Raw genomic sequence first — 16,080 nt, forward strand, 5'->3', positions numbered from 1 at the left:
TGCATAGAAGGTCTTACACCTCTATTTCAGCGGTATCGCCTTTTTCCTGTAGCCAGTTGCGGCGATCTTCCGAACGTTTTTTTGCCAGCAGCATGTCCATCACTGCCAGCGTCTGCTCCACGTCGTCGTCATCTACCGTCAGCTGCACCAGGCGGCGGGTGTTAGGATCGAGCGTCGTTTCACGCAGCTGGAGCGGGTTCATCTCACCCAGCCCTTTAAAGCGCTGCACGTTGGGCTTGCCCTTTTTACGCTTCAGCTGATCGAGGATGCCAGACTTCTCTTCTTCGTCCAGCGCATAATAGACCTCTTTACCCAAATCGATGCGGTATAGCGGCGGCATGGCGACGTAGACGTGGCCATTTTTGACCAGCGTACGGAAATGACGCACAAACAGCGCGCAGAGCAGCGTGGCAATGTGCAGACCATCCGAATCCGCATCCGCCAGGATACAGATTTTGCCGTAGCGCAGCTGTGCCATATCTTCGCTGTCAGGATCGATGCCGATCGCAACCGAGATGTCATGCACTTCCTGCGAGGCCAGCACCTCATCGGAAGAGACTTCCCAGGTGTTGAGGATCTTGCCTTTCAGCGGCATGATCGCCTGATACTCGCGATCGCGCGCCTGTTTGGCCGAGCCGCCCGCCGAATCCCCTTCCACCAGAAACAGCTCGGTGCGGTTGAGATCCTGAGCGCTACAGTCCGCCAGCTTGCCGGGCAGCGCCGGGCCGCTGGTCAGCTTTTTACGCACCACTTTTTTCGCCGCGCGCATACGCCGCTGGGCGCTGGAGATCGCCAGTTCAGCCAGTTGTTCAGCCGCCTGCACGTTCTGGTTCAGCCAGAGGCTGAACGCATCTTTCACCACGCCGGAAACAAAAGCGGCGCACTGGCGGGAGGAGAGACGCTCTTTCGTCTGACCGGCGAACTGCGGATCCTGCATTTTCACCGACAGCACATAGGCACAGCGATCCCAGATATCTTCCGCCGACAGCTTTACGCCGCGCGGCAGAATATTGCGGAATTCGCAAAATTCACGCATCGCGTCGAGCAGGCCCTGACGCAGGCCGTTGACGTGCGTGCCGCCCTGCATGGTCGGGATCAGGTTCACGTAGCTTTCCGTCAGCAGCTCACCGCCTTCCGGCAGCCACAGCAGCGCCCAGTCAACCGCCTCTACCTCACCGGAAAACGCGCCGACAAAAGGCTTCTCCGGCAGCGTCGGCAGACCGTTTACCGCCTCGCACAGATAGTCGGTGAGGCCGTCCGCATAGCACCAGCTCTGCTCGGTGCCGTTCACCTTATCCTTAAAGACGATTTCCACACCCGGACAGAGCACCGCTTTCGCCTTGAGCAGATGGCTCATGCGGGAAACGGAGAAGCGCGGGCTGTCGAAGAAGGAGCCGTCCGGCCAGAAGTGGACGCTGGTGCCGGTATTACGCTTGCCTACCGTGCCCGTCACGCGCAGCTCTTCTACTTTATCGCCGTTCTCAAACGCCATCTCGTAAACCTGTGCGTTACGACGAACGGTGACTTCCACGCGCGTTGAGAGTGCGTTAACCACGGAGATGCCCACGCCGTGCAGACCGCCGGAGAACTGATAGTTTTTGTTGGAGAACTTGCCGCCCGCATGGAGGCGACAGAAGATCAGCTCAACGGCCGGCACCCCTTCTTCGGGGTGGATGTCGACAGGCATACCGCGCCCGTCGTCAATCACTTCCAGTGACTGGTCGGCATGCAGGATAACTTCGACGCGTTTGGCATGGCCCGCCAGCGCCTCATCGACGCTGTTATCGATCACTTCCTGACCCAGGTGGTTAGGACGTGACGTATCGGTATACATTCCCGGACGACGGCGAACGGGTTCAAGGCCGCTGAGTACCTCAATGGAGTCAGCGTTATAGCTGGATTGAGTCATCGTATAAATCTGATTGGTGGCTAAAATGAATGGCCACTCTCCGCTGCCGGCTATCAGGTGCCTGACAGGCCCAGAAAGTCGAGGATCGGGGAGAAATGGCGCTCGAATCCGATAAAAGCGTGATTGCCGCCCTCTTCTACCGTCTGACGGCAGGCATGGTAGTAGCCCTGGGCCTGGCGGTAATCGAGCACTTCATCGCCCGTTTGCTGGATCAGCCAGAGCAGATCCGGCGATTCTAACGGGTCAATCTGCATCACTTTCAGATCGTAAATGTGGCGAGACTCTAACACATATTGCTGACCGGTGTATGGGTTCTCGTTGTCGCCCAGATAATCCGTCAGCAGCTCAAATGGCCTGACGGCGGGATTGACCACCACGGCGGGCAGCATAAAACATTGCGAGAGCCAGGTAGCATAATAACCGCCCAGCGAAGAGCCCACGATACCCAGCGGTTCGCCGGAAGCGGACATCACAATATCTTCGAGCAGCGCGGCGGTTTCGGCAGGCCAGACGGGCAGCTGCGGCACCAGGAAATGGATCTCAGGATGGTGCTTCGTCAGCCACTGACCGAACTGGGACGCCTTGGCCGAACGGGGCGAACTGTTAAAACCGTGCAGATAAAGCAGCGTCGCCATCGATCAATATCCTTCGGAATCCAGATCGGGACTGAAGGCGCGCGTTTTCAGGCGCCCCACTTCCGTTTCCACCCGGCCATCCTCGTGAAGATCGAGCCAGCGCCAGCCCGGCGTTTCAGAATCGATGGTAAAGCTGGTGCAGTGCGGTTTGAACTGGACGCAGGTTGAAGGCGTGGCCAGCAGGCGGCGGCCGTTCCAGTTGAGATCGAGATCCTGATGGATATGCCCACAAATCAGGGTAGTGGCCAGCGGATAGCGCTGCAGAACCGCCTCCAGCATATGTGAATTGCGCAGGCTGTGCTGGTCAAGCCAGGTGCAGCCGGAAGGCAGAGGATGGTGATGCAGCAGGACCAGCGTGTGCCGCTCCGGGTAGGCAGCCAGCGTTTTATCCAGCCACTCCAGCTGAAACTCGCTCAGCTCGCCGAACGGGACGCCAAAGACCTGACTGTCCAGCAGCACGATTTGCCAGCGCTCACCGACCAGAACGTGTTTCTGATTGGCGATTTGCGCCTCGGCCAGCGCGCTGAACATGGTCGGCTGAAAGTCGTGGTTTCCCGGCAGCCAGACGCAGGGTGCCGGCAGGCGAGCTATACCCTCAGCAAAATGCTGATAGGCTTCTACCGTATGATCCTGAGCCAGATCGCCGGTGGCGACGATCAAATCATACTGACGGGGCGTGGCCGCTATCGCCTCCAGCACCGCGTCAAAGCTGGCCCAGGTGTTCACGCCCAGCAGCGTTTCATCTTTACCGGCAAAAAGGTGGGTGTCCGTGATCTGTAAAATCCTGGCCTTCGACCCACTCGCGACAGGAAGTTTTAACAGGCTATCCAATCAAAGTCCTTAGGGTTAACGCCATCTCAACATGTGTCGTCGGGCGCTCAACAAACAGGAACGGCCATCGCGCCGTGCGCTAAACAGTAGCGCAACCAGTCTGCCAGAAACTGGTTTATCTGATGCTTTTCATCACGCTGATGAAGTTTTTTATTAGGGTAATCATAGCGCGCTTTGAAACGAAATATCTGCTGAGTTGAACACACTTCCGCCACCATCGCATCATGGTAAAGCCTGACCGACATGGCGGGCAGGCTCCAGTAGCTGACGGCCGGAGCGGTCTGCCTGATCTCGACCAGCGTCGTGTAGCGCGTTGACTCTTCAATGGTGACTTTGTAGCTGGCCCCATTCACCTGGTACGTCACTGACTCTCCCGCCCGATCTTCTTTGGGCAGCAGGCGACGCAGCTGGGCGAAATTGGTTTCGCAGATCCGCATCATTTCTGGAAAATCAGGTACGTAGCGCTTAGTCATTCGGGTTTCCACTCTTCTCGTAGCATTTCATGGTGCAGCTCAAGCCATTGCAGCGCAATGACCGAGGCCGCGTTATCAATTTTTCCCTCTTCCACCCACCGGTAAGCCTGTTCCCGACTCACCACATGGACAAGAATGTCCTCATTCTCATCCTCCAGACCGTGGTTTCCCTGCGCCACGCGGGCATCCACTTCTCCCACCAGAATCGCCAGCCTTTCGCTGGTGCCACCCGGACTCGCCAGATAGTTCATCACCGGCTTCACGCGTCCCGGAACGATGCCGGCTTCTTCTACTGCTTCACGCCGGACCACGTCCTCCGGCGACTCGCCGGGTTCGATGATCCCGGCTACTAATTCTAACAGCCACGGGGTTGGGCTGCTGTCAAAGGCGGGAATGCGGATTTGCTCAATCAGCACCACTTCGTCATTAACCGGGTCATAGGGTAGCAGCACCGCAGCATGCCCGCGCTCGAAAACTTCTCTTACGACTTCGCGACTCATCTCACCGTTAAATAACCGATGCCGGAAACGGTAACGTGTGAGTGAAAAAAAACCACTATAAAGCGACTCTCGTGCAATAATTTCTACATCGTTTTTGGTGAAAGTCACTGGAAATTGTTTATCGCCTTCCATAAGAAACCTCGTTGGGGTTGAGGGTGGCAAAAACGGAAAAGGTAGTGCCAAATCCGCCGGGAGTCTGGTTCTTAATGAATTTTTTACGTAAATTAAGGCCACATGGCACTTTCAGCCACCTTATCTTTTCCGCCTGGTCTGTTAGAATCGGCGATTATTTTTTGGCTTACGTCAGCGCTACCATAGCAATTTTGCTGCACTACAAGGAATGCAAATGAAGAAACTGCTCCCTTTACTTATCGGCCTGAGCCTGGGCGGCTTCAGCGTCGGCAGTCAGGCAGAGAACCTGGTGCAAATTTACCAGCAGGCCAGGTTATCAAACCCGGATTTACGCAGTTCTGCAGCCGATCGCGACGCCGCGTTTGAGAAAATTAATGAAGCCCGCAGCCCGTTACTGCCGCAGCTTGGCCTCGGTGCTGATTATACCTATAACAACGGGTATCGTGACAGCAGTGGTGTGAATTCCAATACCACCAGCGGCTCGCTTCAGCTGACCCAGACGCTCTTTGATATGTCTAAGTGGCGCTCTCTGACGCTGCAGGAAAAAAGCGCCGGCATTCAGGATATCACCTATCAGTCTGCCCAGCAGACGCTGATCCTGAATACGGCTACGGCCTATTTCAACGTGCTGAATGCGATCGACACGCTCTCCTACATTGAAGCGCAGAAGCAGTCTATTTACCGTCAGCTCGATCAAACTACCCAGCGCTTCAACGTGGGCCTGGTCGCTATTACCGACGTGCAGAACGCCCGGGCGCAGTACGATAACGTACTGGCAAACGAAGTGGCCGCGCGCAACACGCTGGATAACAACGTAGAAACCCTACGTCAGGTTACCGGCCATTATTATCCGAGCCTGGCCTCGCTGAACGTTGACCGTTTTGAAACAACGCGACCACAGCCGGTCAACGTGCTGCTCAAGGAGGCGGAAAGCCGTAACCTTGATCTGCTTTCCGCACGCCTCTCTCAGGACCTGGCGCGCGAGCAGATCCGCTATTCAGAAACCGGCCATATGCCAACGCTGGATCTGACAGCCTCTACCGGGATGTCTAACAACAAATATAGCGGCAGTCGCGCCGGTCAAACCGGCGGCAACGCTGACAATATCACCGGTAATAACCAGGTGGGCCTGAGCTTCTCACTGCCGCTTTACAACGGTGGCCTGGTGACCTCACAGGTTAAGCAGGCGCAGTACGCTTACGTCTCTGCCAGTGAACAGCTGGAAAGCGCGCACCGCAGTGCCGTGCGTACCGTTCGCTCTTCGTTTAACAACGTGAACGCCTCCATCAGCAGTATCGATGCCTACAAGCAGGCTGTCGTCTCTGCGCAGAGCTCCCTTGATGCGATGGAAGCTGGCTATCAGGTCGGTACACGCACCATCGTTGATGTGCTGGATGCGACCACCACGCTGTTCAACGCCAGGCAGCAGCTTTCTGATGCCCGCTATAACTACATGATTAATGAGCTGAATATTAAATCGGCTCTCGGTACGCTGAACGAGCAGGACCTGCTGGCGCTGAACGGCCGCCTCGGCAAGGAAATCCCGACGTCGCCGGAAGCGGTCGCGCCGGAGACGCCTGAACAGAACGCTTCAGTAGACAACGGTCAGCGGGTTTCCGCCCCTGCGCAGATGCGCGCCACCCCGGCAGTAGAAAACAGTGCGCCAGCCCGTTCCGGAAATAATCCTTTCGGTAATTAATGGCAGAGGGGCAGCCTGCGCTGCCCCTTCACAACTTAAGGTATAGTCCGGTAAAGATCCCCGCCCCACCGCCTTCCATCGCTTCATTTTTCATCGCCTTTCCCCTATGCTATGTCATAACTTTGAGCACGAGACTGAACGCGATGAAACGGACTAAACAGATTAATCATGCCTCCTTTCGCAAGAACTGGAGCGCGCGCCATCTCACTCCGGTCGCCCTCGCGGTCACGGCGGTATTTATGCTTGCCGGCTGCGAGAAAACCGACGAAACCGTTTCGCTTTACCAGAACGCGGATGACTGCACCAGCGCCAATCCTGGCAAAAGCGAACAGTGCACGACCGCGTATAACAATGCGCAAAAAGAAGCGGTGAAAACGGCTCCTAAATACGCCACCCGCGAAGACTGTGTGGCGGAATTCGGTGAAGGTCAGTGCCAGCAGGCGCCAGCACAGGCCGGCGTGGGCAGCACTAATGCTGAAACTCAGCAGAGCGGCAGCTTCTGGATGCCGTTGATGGCGGGTTACATGATGGGCCGCATGATGGGCGGCGGCGCGGGCTTCGCTCAGCAGCCGCTGTTTACCTCGCGCGCCCCGGGCAGCCCGGCTAACGGCAAATTCGTCGATGCGAGCGGTAAAAGCTTTGGTAACGCCGCCTCAGGCCGCACCATGACCGTACCGAAAACGGCGCTGGCGCCTAAACCGGCGACCACCAGCACCGTTACCCGCGGCGGCTTTGGCGAAAGCGTGGCAAAACAGACCAGCATGCAGCGCAGCAGCGCCGCCTCCGGCAGCAGCCGCTCTTACGGAGGCTGACGGGTAATGAAGCGATTACCCATAGCTGAACGTCCTGACTGGCAGGCAAAGGCGAGCGAATACGGTTTCCGCTTTCATACCATGCACGGTGAGCCTTACTGGTGCGAGGATGCTTATTACCAGTTCACGCTGCAACAGGTGGAAACGCTGGAGGATGTCACCAGCGAGCTGCACCAGATGTGCTTACAGGTGGTGGAGAAAGTGGTCAACAGCGAAGCGCTGCTGACCAAATTCCGCATTCCCAGACATACCTGGGACTTTGTCCGCGCTTCCTGGAAAACCAGCCAGCCGTCGCTCTATTCACGTCTCGATCTGGCCTGGGATGGTCAGACAGATGCCAAGCTGCTGGAAAATAATGCGGATACGCCAACCTCACTGTATGAAGCGGCTTTCTTTCAGTGGATCTGGCTGGAAGATCAGCTAAAGGCCGGTAACCTGCCCACCAACAGCGATCAGTTCAACAGTCTCCAGGAGAAGCTGATCGACCGTTTCGCGGCGCTGCATCAGCAGCACGGCTTCAGCTGGATACATTTCGCCTGCTGCCGCGACACCGATGAAGATCGCGGTACGGTGCAGTATCTTCAGGACTGCGCGACCGAAGCGGGCCTGCCCAGCGAATTTCTGTTCATTGATGAGATTGGCCTGGGTGAACGGGGCCAGTTTACCGACGTGCATGATCAGGTAATCGGTAACCTGTTCAAGCTCTATCCCTGGGAATTTATGCTGCGGGAGATTTTCTCCACAAAGCTGGAAGACGCCGGCGTACGCTGGCTGGAACCGGCCTGGAAAAGCATTATCTCTAATAAAGCGCTGCTGCCGATGCTATGGGAGATGTTCCCGAATCACCCCAATCTGCTGCCGGCCTGGTTTGCTGAAGACAACGTGCCGGCGATGGATAAGTACGTCATCAAGCCGCTGTTTTCACGGGAAGGTGCCAATATCCGCATCATGGAAAACGGTCAGGAGATCGCCCACGTTGACGGCCCTTATGGTGAAGAGGGGATGATTGTGCAGCAGTTCCATCCGCTGCCGAAATTTGGCGACAGCTATACGGTGATCGGCAGCTGGCTGATAGACGATCAGCCTGCCGGTATCGGCCTGCGCGAAGATCGTGCGCTGATCACTCAGGATCTCTCCCGTTTCTATCCTCACACCTTTATCGAATAAGGGTTTGCTGGCGGTGGTTCATCGCTGCCGCCAGCCTGCAAGGACTCAGACTTTTCATCTTCCGCGCGGCTTAATGGTCATCGCCTCCGTCAGCCAACCTGTACCGACAGCATGCTCAGTGAGGCCATTATCAGGCCATCGACGGGCACCGAAACCACTTCATCTTCTCTTCGCGCACCAAGCACGTAAAGCAGCGGCAGATAGTGTTCCGGCGTCGGATTCGACAGCGCCGCGCCCTCATGCTGCATGAAATTGACCAGCGGATGCTGTTCCACCGGCCCCTGCCATGCCAGATTGTCGCGCACGTACTGGTTAAAGGAACGGGCCCATGCGTAAGGTTCCTGGGTGTCCTGCCAGCGCACCATGCGCAGATTGTGTACCACGTTACCGCTGGCGACGATCATTATTCCCTGCTCACGCAGCGCGGCGAGTTTACGCCCCAGGGCAAAGTGCCAGGCTGGTGACTGCCTGCTGTCCACGCTCAGCTGCACGACCGGAATATCCGCTTCCGGGTACATCTTAATCAGCACGCCCCATGAGCCGTGATCAAGCCCCCACGCCCGATCGAGTCGCACCTCCACCGGCGAAAGCAGCTCCGCGATTTGTGCCGCAACTTCAGGCGAGCCTGGCGCGGGATAGCGTGTATCGAACAGCGCCTGCGGGAAAGCGCCAAAGTCGTGAATGGTTCGCGGCTGCGCCATCGCCGTTACCGCCGTCTCCGGGCCATACCAGTGCGCGGAAATCGCCACAATCGCTTTTGGTCGTGGCAGGGTTTCGCCTAATTTTCGCCAGGTTTCAGTGAAGGTATTCTCTTCCAGCACGTTCATCGGGCTGCCGTGGCCCAGAAAAAGCGCTGGCATAAGAGTGTGACTCATGGTGATTTTCCAGGGGGTTAGAGGTAATAAGCGTCAGATTACGCGCTTTTACGCCATGAAGAACCCGGATAAGCATGATGAAGATCGTCAGGAAATTTGATGGTCTGACCGACATTTCTTTACGCAACGGGGTCAAAATTTCTGCTAATTTATAGCAAAGGCTATACTTTTTTCTTCGTCCGGGAGAAGACCATGTCCGTGCCGTTGCTACTGACCCTGTTTGCAGGAGGCGCTACTTTTATCGGCGCTTTTTTAGGGATTATCGGGCGAAAGCCCTCCAACCGCCTGCTGGCTTTTGCGCTCGGCTTTGCGGCGGGCATTATGCTGCTTATCTCACTGATGGAGATGCTTCCCGCCGCGCTGCATACGGAAGGAATGTCACCCGTACTGGGCTACGGCATGTTTGTGGTGGGCCTGCTGGGCTACTTCGCGCTTGACCGGCTGCTACCGCACCAGCATCCCCAGGATCTGATGGCGCCCGCCATGCCGTCACATAACCTGCGCCGCACCGCGATTCTGCTTACGCTCGGGATCAGCCTGCATAACTTTCCGGAAGGCGTGGCGACGTATGTCACCGCCAGCAGCGATCTGGAGCTGGGACTGGGCATCGCGCTGGCCGTGGCTATCCATAATATCCCCGAAGGGCTGGCCGTGGCCGGGCCGATGTATGCCGCTACCGGTTCCAAGCGCAAAGCGCTTTTCTGGGCGGGCATTTCCGGGATGGCCGAGATTCTGGGCGGCGTGATGGCGTTTCTGATCCTTGGCCCGATACTGTCACCGGTGGTGATGGGCGCCGTTATGGCTGCGGTAGCGGGGATTATGGTCGCCCTTTCCGTCGATGAGCTGATGCCACTGGCGCGGGAGGTCGATCCGCATAACAATCCCAGCTATGGCGTTCTCTGCGGCATGGCGGTGATGGGACTGAGCCTGACGCTGTTACAGAGCAGCGGCCTGAGCTGAAGCGCGGCATAGCTATCCTGACGGGCCGCCTTACCCTGCGGCCCCGGACTACACGCAATAAAAAACCGGACGACAACGCCCGGTTTTTATTCCGCTAAGCCTGGCTTCAGCTTGCCTGGAGAGCTTCGTGGCTGCGGCGGTACGCCACCAGATCTTCAATGGTGACCACCGGCATATTATGCTGCTTTGCAAAGACGATCGCTTCCGGCGCATGCGCCATGGTGCCGTCGTCATTGGTCAGTTCGCAGAGAACGCCTGCGGGTTTGAAGCCGGCAAGCGTCACCAGATCGATGGTCGCTTCAGTGTGACCACCGCGGGCCAGTACACCGCCGTCGCGGGCGCGCAGAGGGAAAACGTGGCCCGGACGGTTGAGATCGGCAGGCTTTGCGTTATCGGCAATGGCGGTACGGATGGTGGTGAGACGATCCTGCGCCGACACGCCGGTCGTCACGCCTTCGGCAGCTTCGATGGTCACGGTAAAGCCCGTGCCAAAAGAGCTGGTGTTGTTCTCAACCATCATTGGCAGATCCAGCTGCAGACGACGTTCGTCAGTCAGACAGAGGCAGACGATACCGCTGCCGTGGCGAATAGTCAGCGCCATCTGTTCAACGGTCATCGTTTCGGCTGCGAAGATCATATCACCTTCGTTTTCACGATCTTCATCGTCCAGCACCATCACGCCACGGCCATCCCGCAGCGCAGCAATCGCCTGTTCCACGCGCTGTTCCGGCGTGCCAAATTCAGAAAGTAGCGTCTGATTCATGGTAAATAAACCTTTATATGTATGGGTTACCAGAATCAGGGCATGCTTAGGAGTGTCATTCAACGACAAAAAATAACGGCAAGCGGGCACCACGACCCGGCAGGATACGTCACTCTCTCCCATCCGGACTTTAACCGTCGGCCCCGGAGTCACACCGGATCTGCTGACCTTCAGACCGGACGGCCTGAAGCGCTCGCGGGCTTTCGGCACAGCGCCGATTTACCGCCGGTGGGGAATTTCGCCCCGCCCTGAGAATAAACATAGAGTTTGTGAATCGCCACTGTGGCTGAACCAGGGTACGCGCATGATGGCGATTCACCGACTAATATAGCGCCGATAAAAGACCAGGGCAACGGACAAAAAGAGCGATATCCTCACCATTTTGCCGCTTTGGCGTTTTCGGGTTTATCCTTTCAGGTTATGGCATTACACTTACAGAAACTTTGCCGCTATCAGGAAGCCGCCATGATCGATCCCAAAAAAATTGAACAACTCGCCCGTCAGGTTCATGAATCTATGCCAAAAGGCATCCGCGAGTTTGGTGATGACGTCGAGAAAAAAATCCGTCAGACCTTGCAGTCTCAGCTGACGCGTCTGGATCTGGTGAACCGGGAAGAGTTTGATGTTCAGACGCAGGTACTGCTGCGCACCCGTGAAAAACTGGCAACGCTGGAACAGCGTATTGCCGAACTGGAGAGCCGTGGTCCGGTGACGACCGCCCCGACAGCGCCGGTAACTGCGGCAGCGCCGGTAACGCCAGCAGCGCCGACAGCCCCGGTCACGCCAGCAGCGCCGATCGCTTCGGAAGAAAAGGAGTAATTTCCTTTTTTTCGCGATGACTGCACCTCAAAACGGTAACCCCAGAGGTTTATTTTGGGTGCAGTTTTACGTTATCAGGCTTTCGACTGAATCGCTTTGATGATGTTGCTGGTCGAGATGCCATCTTCAAAGTTGAGAACGCGCACTTCGCCGCCGTTTGCCCATACCTCTTTACTGCCCGCGATATCTTCCGGCTTGTAGTCGCCGCCCTTCACCAGCAGATCCGGCAATACGCTGGCGATCAGACGCTGTGGCGTATCTTCTTCAAAGGCCACAACCCAGTCCACCGCTTCCAGCGCGCCCAGCACAATCATCCGGTTAACCAGCGGGTTCACCGGGCGGCTTTCGCCTTTCAGCCGTTTGGTGGAGGCGTCGCTGTTGACGGCCACGATCAGGCGATCGCCAAGCTTGCGGGCGTTCGCCAGGTAGGAAACATGACCGGCATGCAGAATGTCGAAGCAACCATTGGTCATCACCACCTTTTCGCCACGCTGTCTGGCCAGCGCCACGGCGGCGATAAGCTGCTCTTCATTCATCACGCCAAAGCCCGACTCCGGACGAGCGCGGATGGCGTTTTCCAGCTCAACCGTGGAGACAGTGGAGGTCCCCAGCTTGCCCACCACGACACCCGCCGCCGCGTTCGCCAGAAAACAGCTCTCTTCCAGCGTGTTCCCTGCCGCCAGCGCCGATGCCAGCACGCCGATCACCGTGTCGCCAGCCCCGGTCACGTCGTACACTTCCTGCGCCTGGGTCGGCAGATGGAAAGGCGCCTTGCCCGGCTGAAGCAGCGTCATGCCATTTTCTGAGCGGGTGACCAGCAGCGCAGAGAGTTCAAACTGCTGCATCAGCGCCATACCGCGTGAAACGATCTCCGCCTCGTCATGACACTTCCCTGCCACGGCTTCAAATTCAGAAAGGTTAGGCGTCAGGATCGTCGCGCCGCGGTAGCGTTCGAAGTCGGTGCCTTTGGGATCCACCAGCACCGGGACATTGGCCTGACGGGCGAGCTTGATCATCGTCTGCACGCTCGCCAGCGCGCCTTTCGCATAGTCGGAGAGCACCAGCGCACCGCAAGCGGGCAGCGCCTGCAAAATACGCTGATGAAGCGGCTCAGGATCAACACCCTCAAAGCCCTCTTCGAAATCCAGACGGATCAGCTGCTGATTACGGGAGAGGATGCGCAGCTTGGTGATAGTAGGATGGGTGGAGACGGAGACAAAATCACACTGCACGTTAACGCCGCTCAGGGAGGCATCCAGCGCGCGCGCCGCGTCGTCGTTGCCGGTCAGGCCCACCAGACGAGCCGCCGCGCCCAGCGACGCAATGTTCATCGCCACGTTAGCCGCGCCGCCAGGGCGCTCCTCTACGTTATCCACCTTCACCACCGGTACCGGCGCTTCAGGAGAGATGCGGCTGGTTGGGCCGTACCAGTAGCGATCCAGCATCACGTCGCCAACAACCAGAACACCCGCACGGTTAAAATCGGGCAGCGTAATTTTCATTCCAGACACTCCTGGCCTAAGTCAAAATTAGTGCGCGCGATAATAGCATAAGCTGCTGACCGCGCACATTTCCCCGTTCTGTTTGCGAACGGCCCCTCAGGGAGACGCGCAGCATACTGAGGTCTTATCGCTCCGGGTCGCCGAACCAGCGCTGCCAGCTCGCATTCACCACGGCCTGCTCGCGGGCAAAGGCGGTCGCAGGCACATGACCGGGCAACGCCTGTAGCGCCAGATGATGCAGCTCGTCACGCAGGGTGACGTAGGCCTGCGTCAGCGCCTGCGCCTCTTCCGCGTCAATACGCCCCCCCTCAGCCAGCAGCGCGAGGATGCGCACGTTATCGGACCAGCGCGTCAGTTCAGGTTCTGAAGCCGCATAGCGTAACACCAGATACTGCGTGATGAATTCAATGTCGGTGATGCCGCCGCTGTCCGCTTTAATATCCCAGCGCTCTTTATGCTTGTTGCCAAGATGCGCACGCATTTTCTCACGCATCTCACGCACCTCGGTTTTCAGCGTCTCCGCCGCCCTCGGCAGGCATAAAATGCCGCGCCGGATCGCATCAAAGCGCTGGCGTAGCGCCGTTTCGCCAAAGATGATACGGGTGCGTACCAGCGCCTGATGCTCCCACGTCCAGGCTTCCTGGCGCTGGTAGTCATCAAAGGCCTCAAAGGTACTGACCAGCATCCCGGCGGAGCCGGAAGGCCGCAGCCGGGCATCGACCTCATAAAGAATGCCTGACGAGGTACGGGTACTGAACAGGTGAATAATGCGCTGGGCCAGCCTGAGATAGAACTGCCGCCCGTCGATGCTCCGCTCGCCCAGCGTCACCGCCTCGGCCGGGCAGTCATGCAGGAAAACCAGATCGAGATCGGAGCTGTAGCCCAGCTCCCAGCCCCCAAGCTTGCCGTAGCCGACCACGGCAAATCCCCGGTCCTGAGCGCCGGTCAGGTGCGAAGGCTGACCGTAGCGCGCCACCATCATATGCCAGGCCTGCTGAACCACCTGCTCGACGATCGCCTCGGCCAGCCAGGTCAGATGATCGCTGACCTTCATCACCGGCAAGGTACCGGCAATATCCGCCGCTGCGATGCGCAGATGCTGCGCCTGTTTGAACTGGCGTAGCGCCTCCAGCTGCTGCTCCTCATCCTCTTCAGGAATGCGCAGCAGATACTGGCGGAGTTCATCGCGATAGGCATCGGTCGCGGTGGGCTGATAGAGCGTCGCCGGGTCCAGCAGCTCATCCAGCAGGAGCGGATAGCGTGCCAGCTGCGCGGCAACCATCGGCGACGCCGCGCACAGCCGGATCAGATGCCTGAGCGCGCCATGATATTCGGTCAGCAGCTCCAGATAGGTTGTGCGGGTGACCACGCTAAGCAGCAGCGGCGTCAGGCGGCCAAGCGTCACCGCCGCATCCTCTCTAGGACAGACTTCGCTCAGCAGGCGCGGCATCAGCTGATCCAGCGCCTGACGACCGCGGGGACCGATGGTGCGCTTATCCACATCCTGACGGAAGTCGGTAATGGCCCGGAGCAGCTGCTGGCGGGCGGGCGTCTCCAGATGCGGCACCAGTGGGGCAAGCTCCGCCTCCTCCAGCCGATCCTGCCAGAGCACGCCATACTCTTCGGACTCCTTATTTTCACCCGCTTCCGGCGTGTCATCCCCGATCAGCTCGTCGAAGATTGCCCGGACAGCCGCCATATGCTGCTCAAGCTGCCGGTAGAGATCGGGCCAGGCCTCGCATCCCATTGCCCAGGCCAGTCGCGCGCGGTCCAGCTCATCCGTCGGCAGCTTTTGCGTCTGTTCGTCATTAATACTTTGCAGCAGGTTCTCCAGCCGCCGGAGAAACAGCCAGGCGTCGCCGAGCTGCGTAACCTGATCCTGTGGCAGAAGATTGAGTTCCTCAATGGCCTTCAGCGTCAGCTGCAGCGAGCGCTGCTGAAGCGCCCGTTCACGGCCGCCGCGGATCAGCTGGAACACCTGCACAATAAATTCGGTTTCGCGGATGCCGCCCGCGCCGAGCTTAATATTGTCAGTCAGGCCGCGCCGCCGCACCTCGCGGGCAATCATGCTTTTCATATTGCGCAGGGACTGGATCACGCTGAAGTCGATGTAGCGGCGATAGACAAAAGGCCGGAGCATCTGCTGTAGCTCCTGGCTCCAGTGGTCGTCGCGATCGCCCATCAGCCGCGCCTTTACCATCGCATAACGCTCCCAGTCGCGCCCCTGCTCCTGGTAATAATCTTCCAGCGCGGCAAAGCTGAGCACCAGCGGCCCGCTGTCGCCAAAGGGGCGCAGCCGCATATCCACGCGGTAGACAAACCCTTCTGCGGTAGGCTGATCCAGCACTTTAATCAGCCGCTGTCCCAGTCGGGTAAAGAACTGGGCGTTATCCAGCTCCCGCCTGCCGCCCTGGGTGGTGCCGTTCTCCGGCCAGGTAAAGATAAGATCGATGTCCGAAGAGAAGTTGAGTTCGCCGCCGCCAAGCTTCCCCATGCCCAGGATCAGCAGCGGCTGCGGCTCGCCGGCCGCGTTGACCGGCGTACCGAACTCGCGGCAGCACGCCTGCCATAGCCAGTCTCTCGCCGCCACAATCAGAGTTTCCGCCAGCACGCTCAGCATTTTCAGCGTCGCGGGGGTGCTGCCGGTTGCCAGCGCCTGTATCCAGGCGATGCGCGTCAGCTGCTCGCGACGAAACAGCCGTAGCTCGCGCATCAGCGCATTTTCATCGCCCACCGTCGCCAGCCGCGCCTGTAACCGGCTTTCATAATGCTGCCATTCATCAGGGTGCGGCGCGTCCTGCCGCACCCTCTGCAACCATTCGGGATGGCGCGTCAGGTTTTCGCTGATAAAATCGCTGAAGGCCAGCACGGATCGCTCGGTGTGCGTTAATTCACCCAGATCCTGTGGTAGCTGGCTGGCCTTCTCCGCCAGCAGTGGCGGCAGAATCTGCGAGGGCATTGGCAACATAAACACTCCCTGATTAAGGCTTAATGAGATCGGAT

Annotated in this window: 14 protein-coding genes and 1 riboswitch; of the genes, 5 read left to right on the plus strand and 9 right to left on the minus strand. The window is 58.2% G+C overall.

The features are described 5' to 3' along the window. Positions 1 to 13 precede the first annotated feature (13 nt). The 5 genes from parE to nudF are packed head-to-tail and all read right to left on the minus strand — an operon-like array spanning position 14 to position 4,480. Complete coding sequence (gene parE, locus AAH446_RS13450; RefSeq protein WP_342907199.1) at positions 14 to 1,909, minus strand: DNA topoisomerase IV subunit B; 1,896 nt, start codon at positions 1,907 to 1,909, stop codon at positions 14 to 16. Between the two features lie 53 nt (positions 1,910 to 1,962). Beyond that, positions 1,963 to 2,544: an esterase YqiA gene (gene yqiA / locus AAH446_RS13455; RefSeq protein ID WP_342907200.1), complete on the minus strand. Its 582-nt coding sequence runs from the start codon at positions 2,542 to 2,544 to the stop codon at positions 1,963 to 1,965. A gap of 3 nt (positions 2,545 to 2,547) precedes the next feature. Continuing rightward, a complete protein-coding gene (gene cpdA, locus AAH446_RS13460) occupies positions 2,548 to 3,375 on the minus strand; it encodes a 3',5'-cyclic-AMP phosphodiesterase (RefSeq protein ID WP_342907201.1) in 828 nt (275 codons plus the stop codon). Positions 3,376 to 3,422: 47 nt separating this feature from the next. After that, entirely contained in the window at positions 3,423 to 3,848 is a 426-nt protein-coding gene (locus AAH446_RS13465) for a DUF1249 family protein (protein WP_024966834.1), read from the minus strand. Next, a complete protein-coding gene (nudF, locus tag AAH446_RS13470) occupies positions 3,845 to 4,480 on the minus strand; it encodes an ADP-ribose diphosphatase (RefSeq protein ID WP_342907202.1) in 636 nt (211 codons plus the stop codon). The genes AAH446_RS13465 and nudF overlap by 4 nt, the downstream gene beginning before the upstream one ends. Positions 4,481 to 4,694: 214 nt before the next feature. Between nudF and tolC the strand changes: the two genes are divergently transcribed. From tolC to AAH446_RS13485, 3 genes are all read left to right on the plus strand, one after another. After that, positions 4,695 to 6,179: an outer membrane channel protein TolC gene (gene tolC, locus AAH446_RS13475; RefSeq protein ID WP_342907203.1), complete on the plus strand. Its 1,485-nt coding sequence runs from the start codon at positions 4,695 to 4,697 to the stop codon at positions 6,177 to 6,179. 143 nt (positions 6,180 to 6,322) lie between these two features. Continuing rightward, positions 6,323 to 6,991, plus strand: a complete 669-nt coding sequence (locus AAH446_RS13480) for a DUF1190 family protein (RefSeq protein ID WP_342907204.1) — start codon at positions 6,323 to 6,325, stop codon at positions 6,989 to 6,991. A gap of 6 nt (positions 6,992 to 6,997) precedes the next feature. After that, on the plus strand, positions 6,998 to 8,158 hold the full coding sequence (locus AAH446_RS13485; RefSeq protein WP_342907205.1) for a glutathionylspermidine synthase family protein: 1,161 nt from the start codon (positions 6,998 to 7,000) through the stop codon (positions 8,156 to 8,158). Between the two features lie 89 nt (positions 8,159 to 8,247). Here the strand turns inward: AAH446_RS13485 and ygiD are convergent, their stop codons facing one another. After that, the gene (ygiD, locus tag AAH446_RS13490; RefSeq protein ID WP_342907206.1) at positions 8,248 to 9,033 is read right to left on the minus strand and encodes a 4,5-DOPA-extradiol-dioxygenase; all 786 of its coding nucleotides are present in this window, start codon (positions 9,031 to 9,033) and stop codon (positions 8,248 to 8,250) included. A gap of 192 nt (positions 9,034 to 9,225) precedes the next feature. Between ygiD and zupT the strand changes: the two genes are divergently transcribed. Further along, complete coding sequence (gene zupT, locus AAH446_RS13495; protein ID WP_342907207.1) at positions 9,226 to 9,993, plus strand: zinc transporter ZupT; 768 nt, start codon at positions 9,226 to 9,228, stop codon at positions 9,991 to 9,993. Between the two features lie 106 nt (positions 9,994 to 10,099). Here zupT and ribB read toward each other — a convergent pair whose 3' ends face one another. Continuing rightward, positions 10,100 to 10,756, minus strand: a complete 657-nt coding sequence (ribB, locus tag AAH446_RS13500; protein WP_342907208.1) for a 3,4-dihydroxy-2-butanone-4-phosphate synthase — start codon at positions 10,754 to 10,756, stop codon at positions 10,100 to 10,102. Between the two features lie 107 nt (positions 10,757 to 10,863). Next, positions 10,864 to 11,016, minus strand: a riboswitch (FMN riboswitch). A gap of 205 nt (positions 11,017 to 11,221) precedes the next feature. On the opposite strand from ribB, the gene ubiK reads away from it, so the two are divergent. Beyond that, positions 11,222 to 11,575 carry a ubiquinone biosynthesis accessory factor UbiK gene (gene ubiK, locus AAH446_RS13505; protein ID WP_342907395.1) on the plus strand — a complete coding sequence of 118 codons (354 nt, stop codon included), beginning with the start codon at positions 11,222 to 11,224 and terminating at the stop codon, positions 11,573 to 11,575. A gap of 74 nt (positions 11,576 to 11,649) precedes the next feature. On the opposite strand, the gene hldE is transcribed toward ubiK, so the two are convergent. Continuing rightward, entirely contained in the window at positions 11,650 to 13,077 is a 1,428-nt protein-coding gene (gene hldE, locus AAH446_RS13510) for a bifunctional D-glycero-beta-D-manno-heptose-7-phosphate kinase/D-glycero-beta-D-manno-heptose 1-phosphate adenylyltransferase HldE (RefSeq protein WP_342907209.1), read from the minus strand. Positions 13,078 to 13,201: 124 nt separating this feature from the next. After that, a complete protein-coding gene (gene glnE, locus AAH446_RS13515; protein ID WP_342907210.1) occupies positions 13,202 to 16,045 on the minus strand; it encodes a bifunctional [glutamate--ammonia ligase]-adenylyl-L-tyrosine phosphorylase/[glutamate--ammonia-ligase] adenylyltransferase in 2,844 nt (947 codons plus the stop codon). Positions 16,046 to 16,080: the final 35 nt, after the last annotated feature.

It is taken from the genome of Erwinia psychrophila, from assembly GCF_039023475.1.
Taxonomy (GTDB): Bacteria; Pseudomonadota; Gammaproteobacteria; order Enterobacterales; family Enterobacteriaceae; genus Erwinia.

What these genes read in the sequence shown, in the direction of transcription:
- parE (WP_342907199.1), bottom strand. Translation starts at nt 1,909, where the DNA reads ATGACTCAATCCAGCTATAACGCTGACTCCATTGAGGTACTCAGCGGC.
- yqiA (WP_342907200.1), bottom strand. Translation starts at nt 2,544, where the DNA reads ATGGCGACGCTGCTTTATCTGCACGGTTTTAACAGTTCGCCCCGTTCG.
- AAH446_RS13465 (WP_024966834.1), bottom strand. Translation starts at nt 3,848, where the DNA reads ATGACTAAGCGCTACGTACCTGATTTTCCAGAAATGATGCGGATCTGC.
- nudF (WP_342907202.1), bottom strand. Translation starts at nt 4,480, where the DNA reads ATGGAAGGCGATAAACAATTTCCAGTGACTTTCACCAAAAACGATGTA.
- tolC (WP_342907203.1), top strand. Translation starts at nt 4,695, where the DNA reads ATGAAGAAACTGCTCCCTTTACTTATCGGCCTGAGCCTGGGCGGCTTC.
- AAH446_RS13480 (WP_342907204.1), top strand. Translation starts at nt 6,323, where the DNA reads ATGAAACGGACTAAACAGATTAATCATGCCTCCTTTCGCAAGAACTGG.
- AAH446_RS13485 (WP_342907205.1), top strand. Translation starts at nt 6,998, where the DNA reads ATGAAGCGATTACCCATAGCTGAACGTCCTGACTGGCAGGCAAAGGCG.
- ygiD (WP_342907206.1), bottom strand. Translation starts at nt 9,033, where the DNA reads ATGAGTCACACTCTTATGCCAGCGCTTTTTCTGGGCCACGGCAGCCCG.
- zupT (WP_342907207.1), top strand. Translation starts at nt 9,226, where the DNA reads ATGTCCGTGCCGTTGCTACTGACCCTGTTTGCAGGAGGCGCTACTTTT.
- ribB (WP_342907208.1), bottom strand. Translation starts at nt 10,756, where the DNA reads ATGAATCAGACGCTACTTTCTGAATTTGGCACGCCGGAACAGCGCGTG.
- ubiK (WP_342907395.1), top strand. Translation starts at nt 11,222, where the DNA reads ATGATCGATCCCAAAAAAATTGAACAACTCGCCCGTCAGGTTCATGAA.
- hldE (WP_342907209.1), bottom strand. Translation starts at nt 13,077, where the DNA reads ATGAAAATTACGCTGCCCGATTTTAACCGTGCGGGTGTTCTGGTTGTT.
- glnE (WP_342907210.1), bottom strand. Translation starts at nt 16,045, where the DNA reads ATGTTGCCAATGCCCTCGCAGATTCTGCCGCCACTGCTGGCGGAGAAG.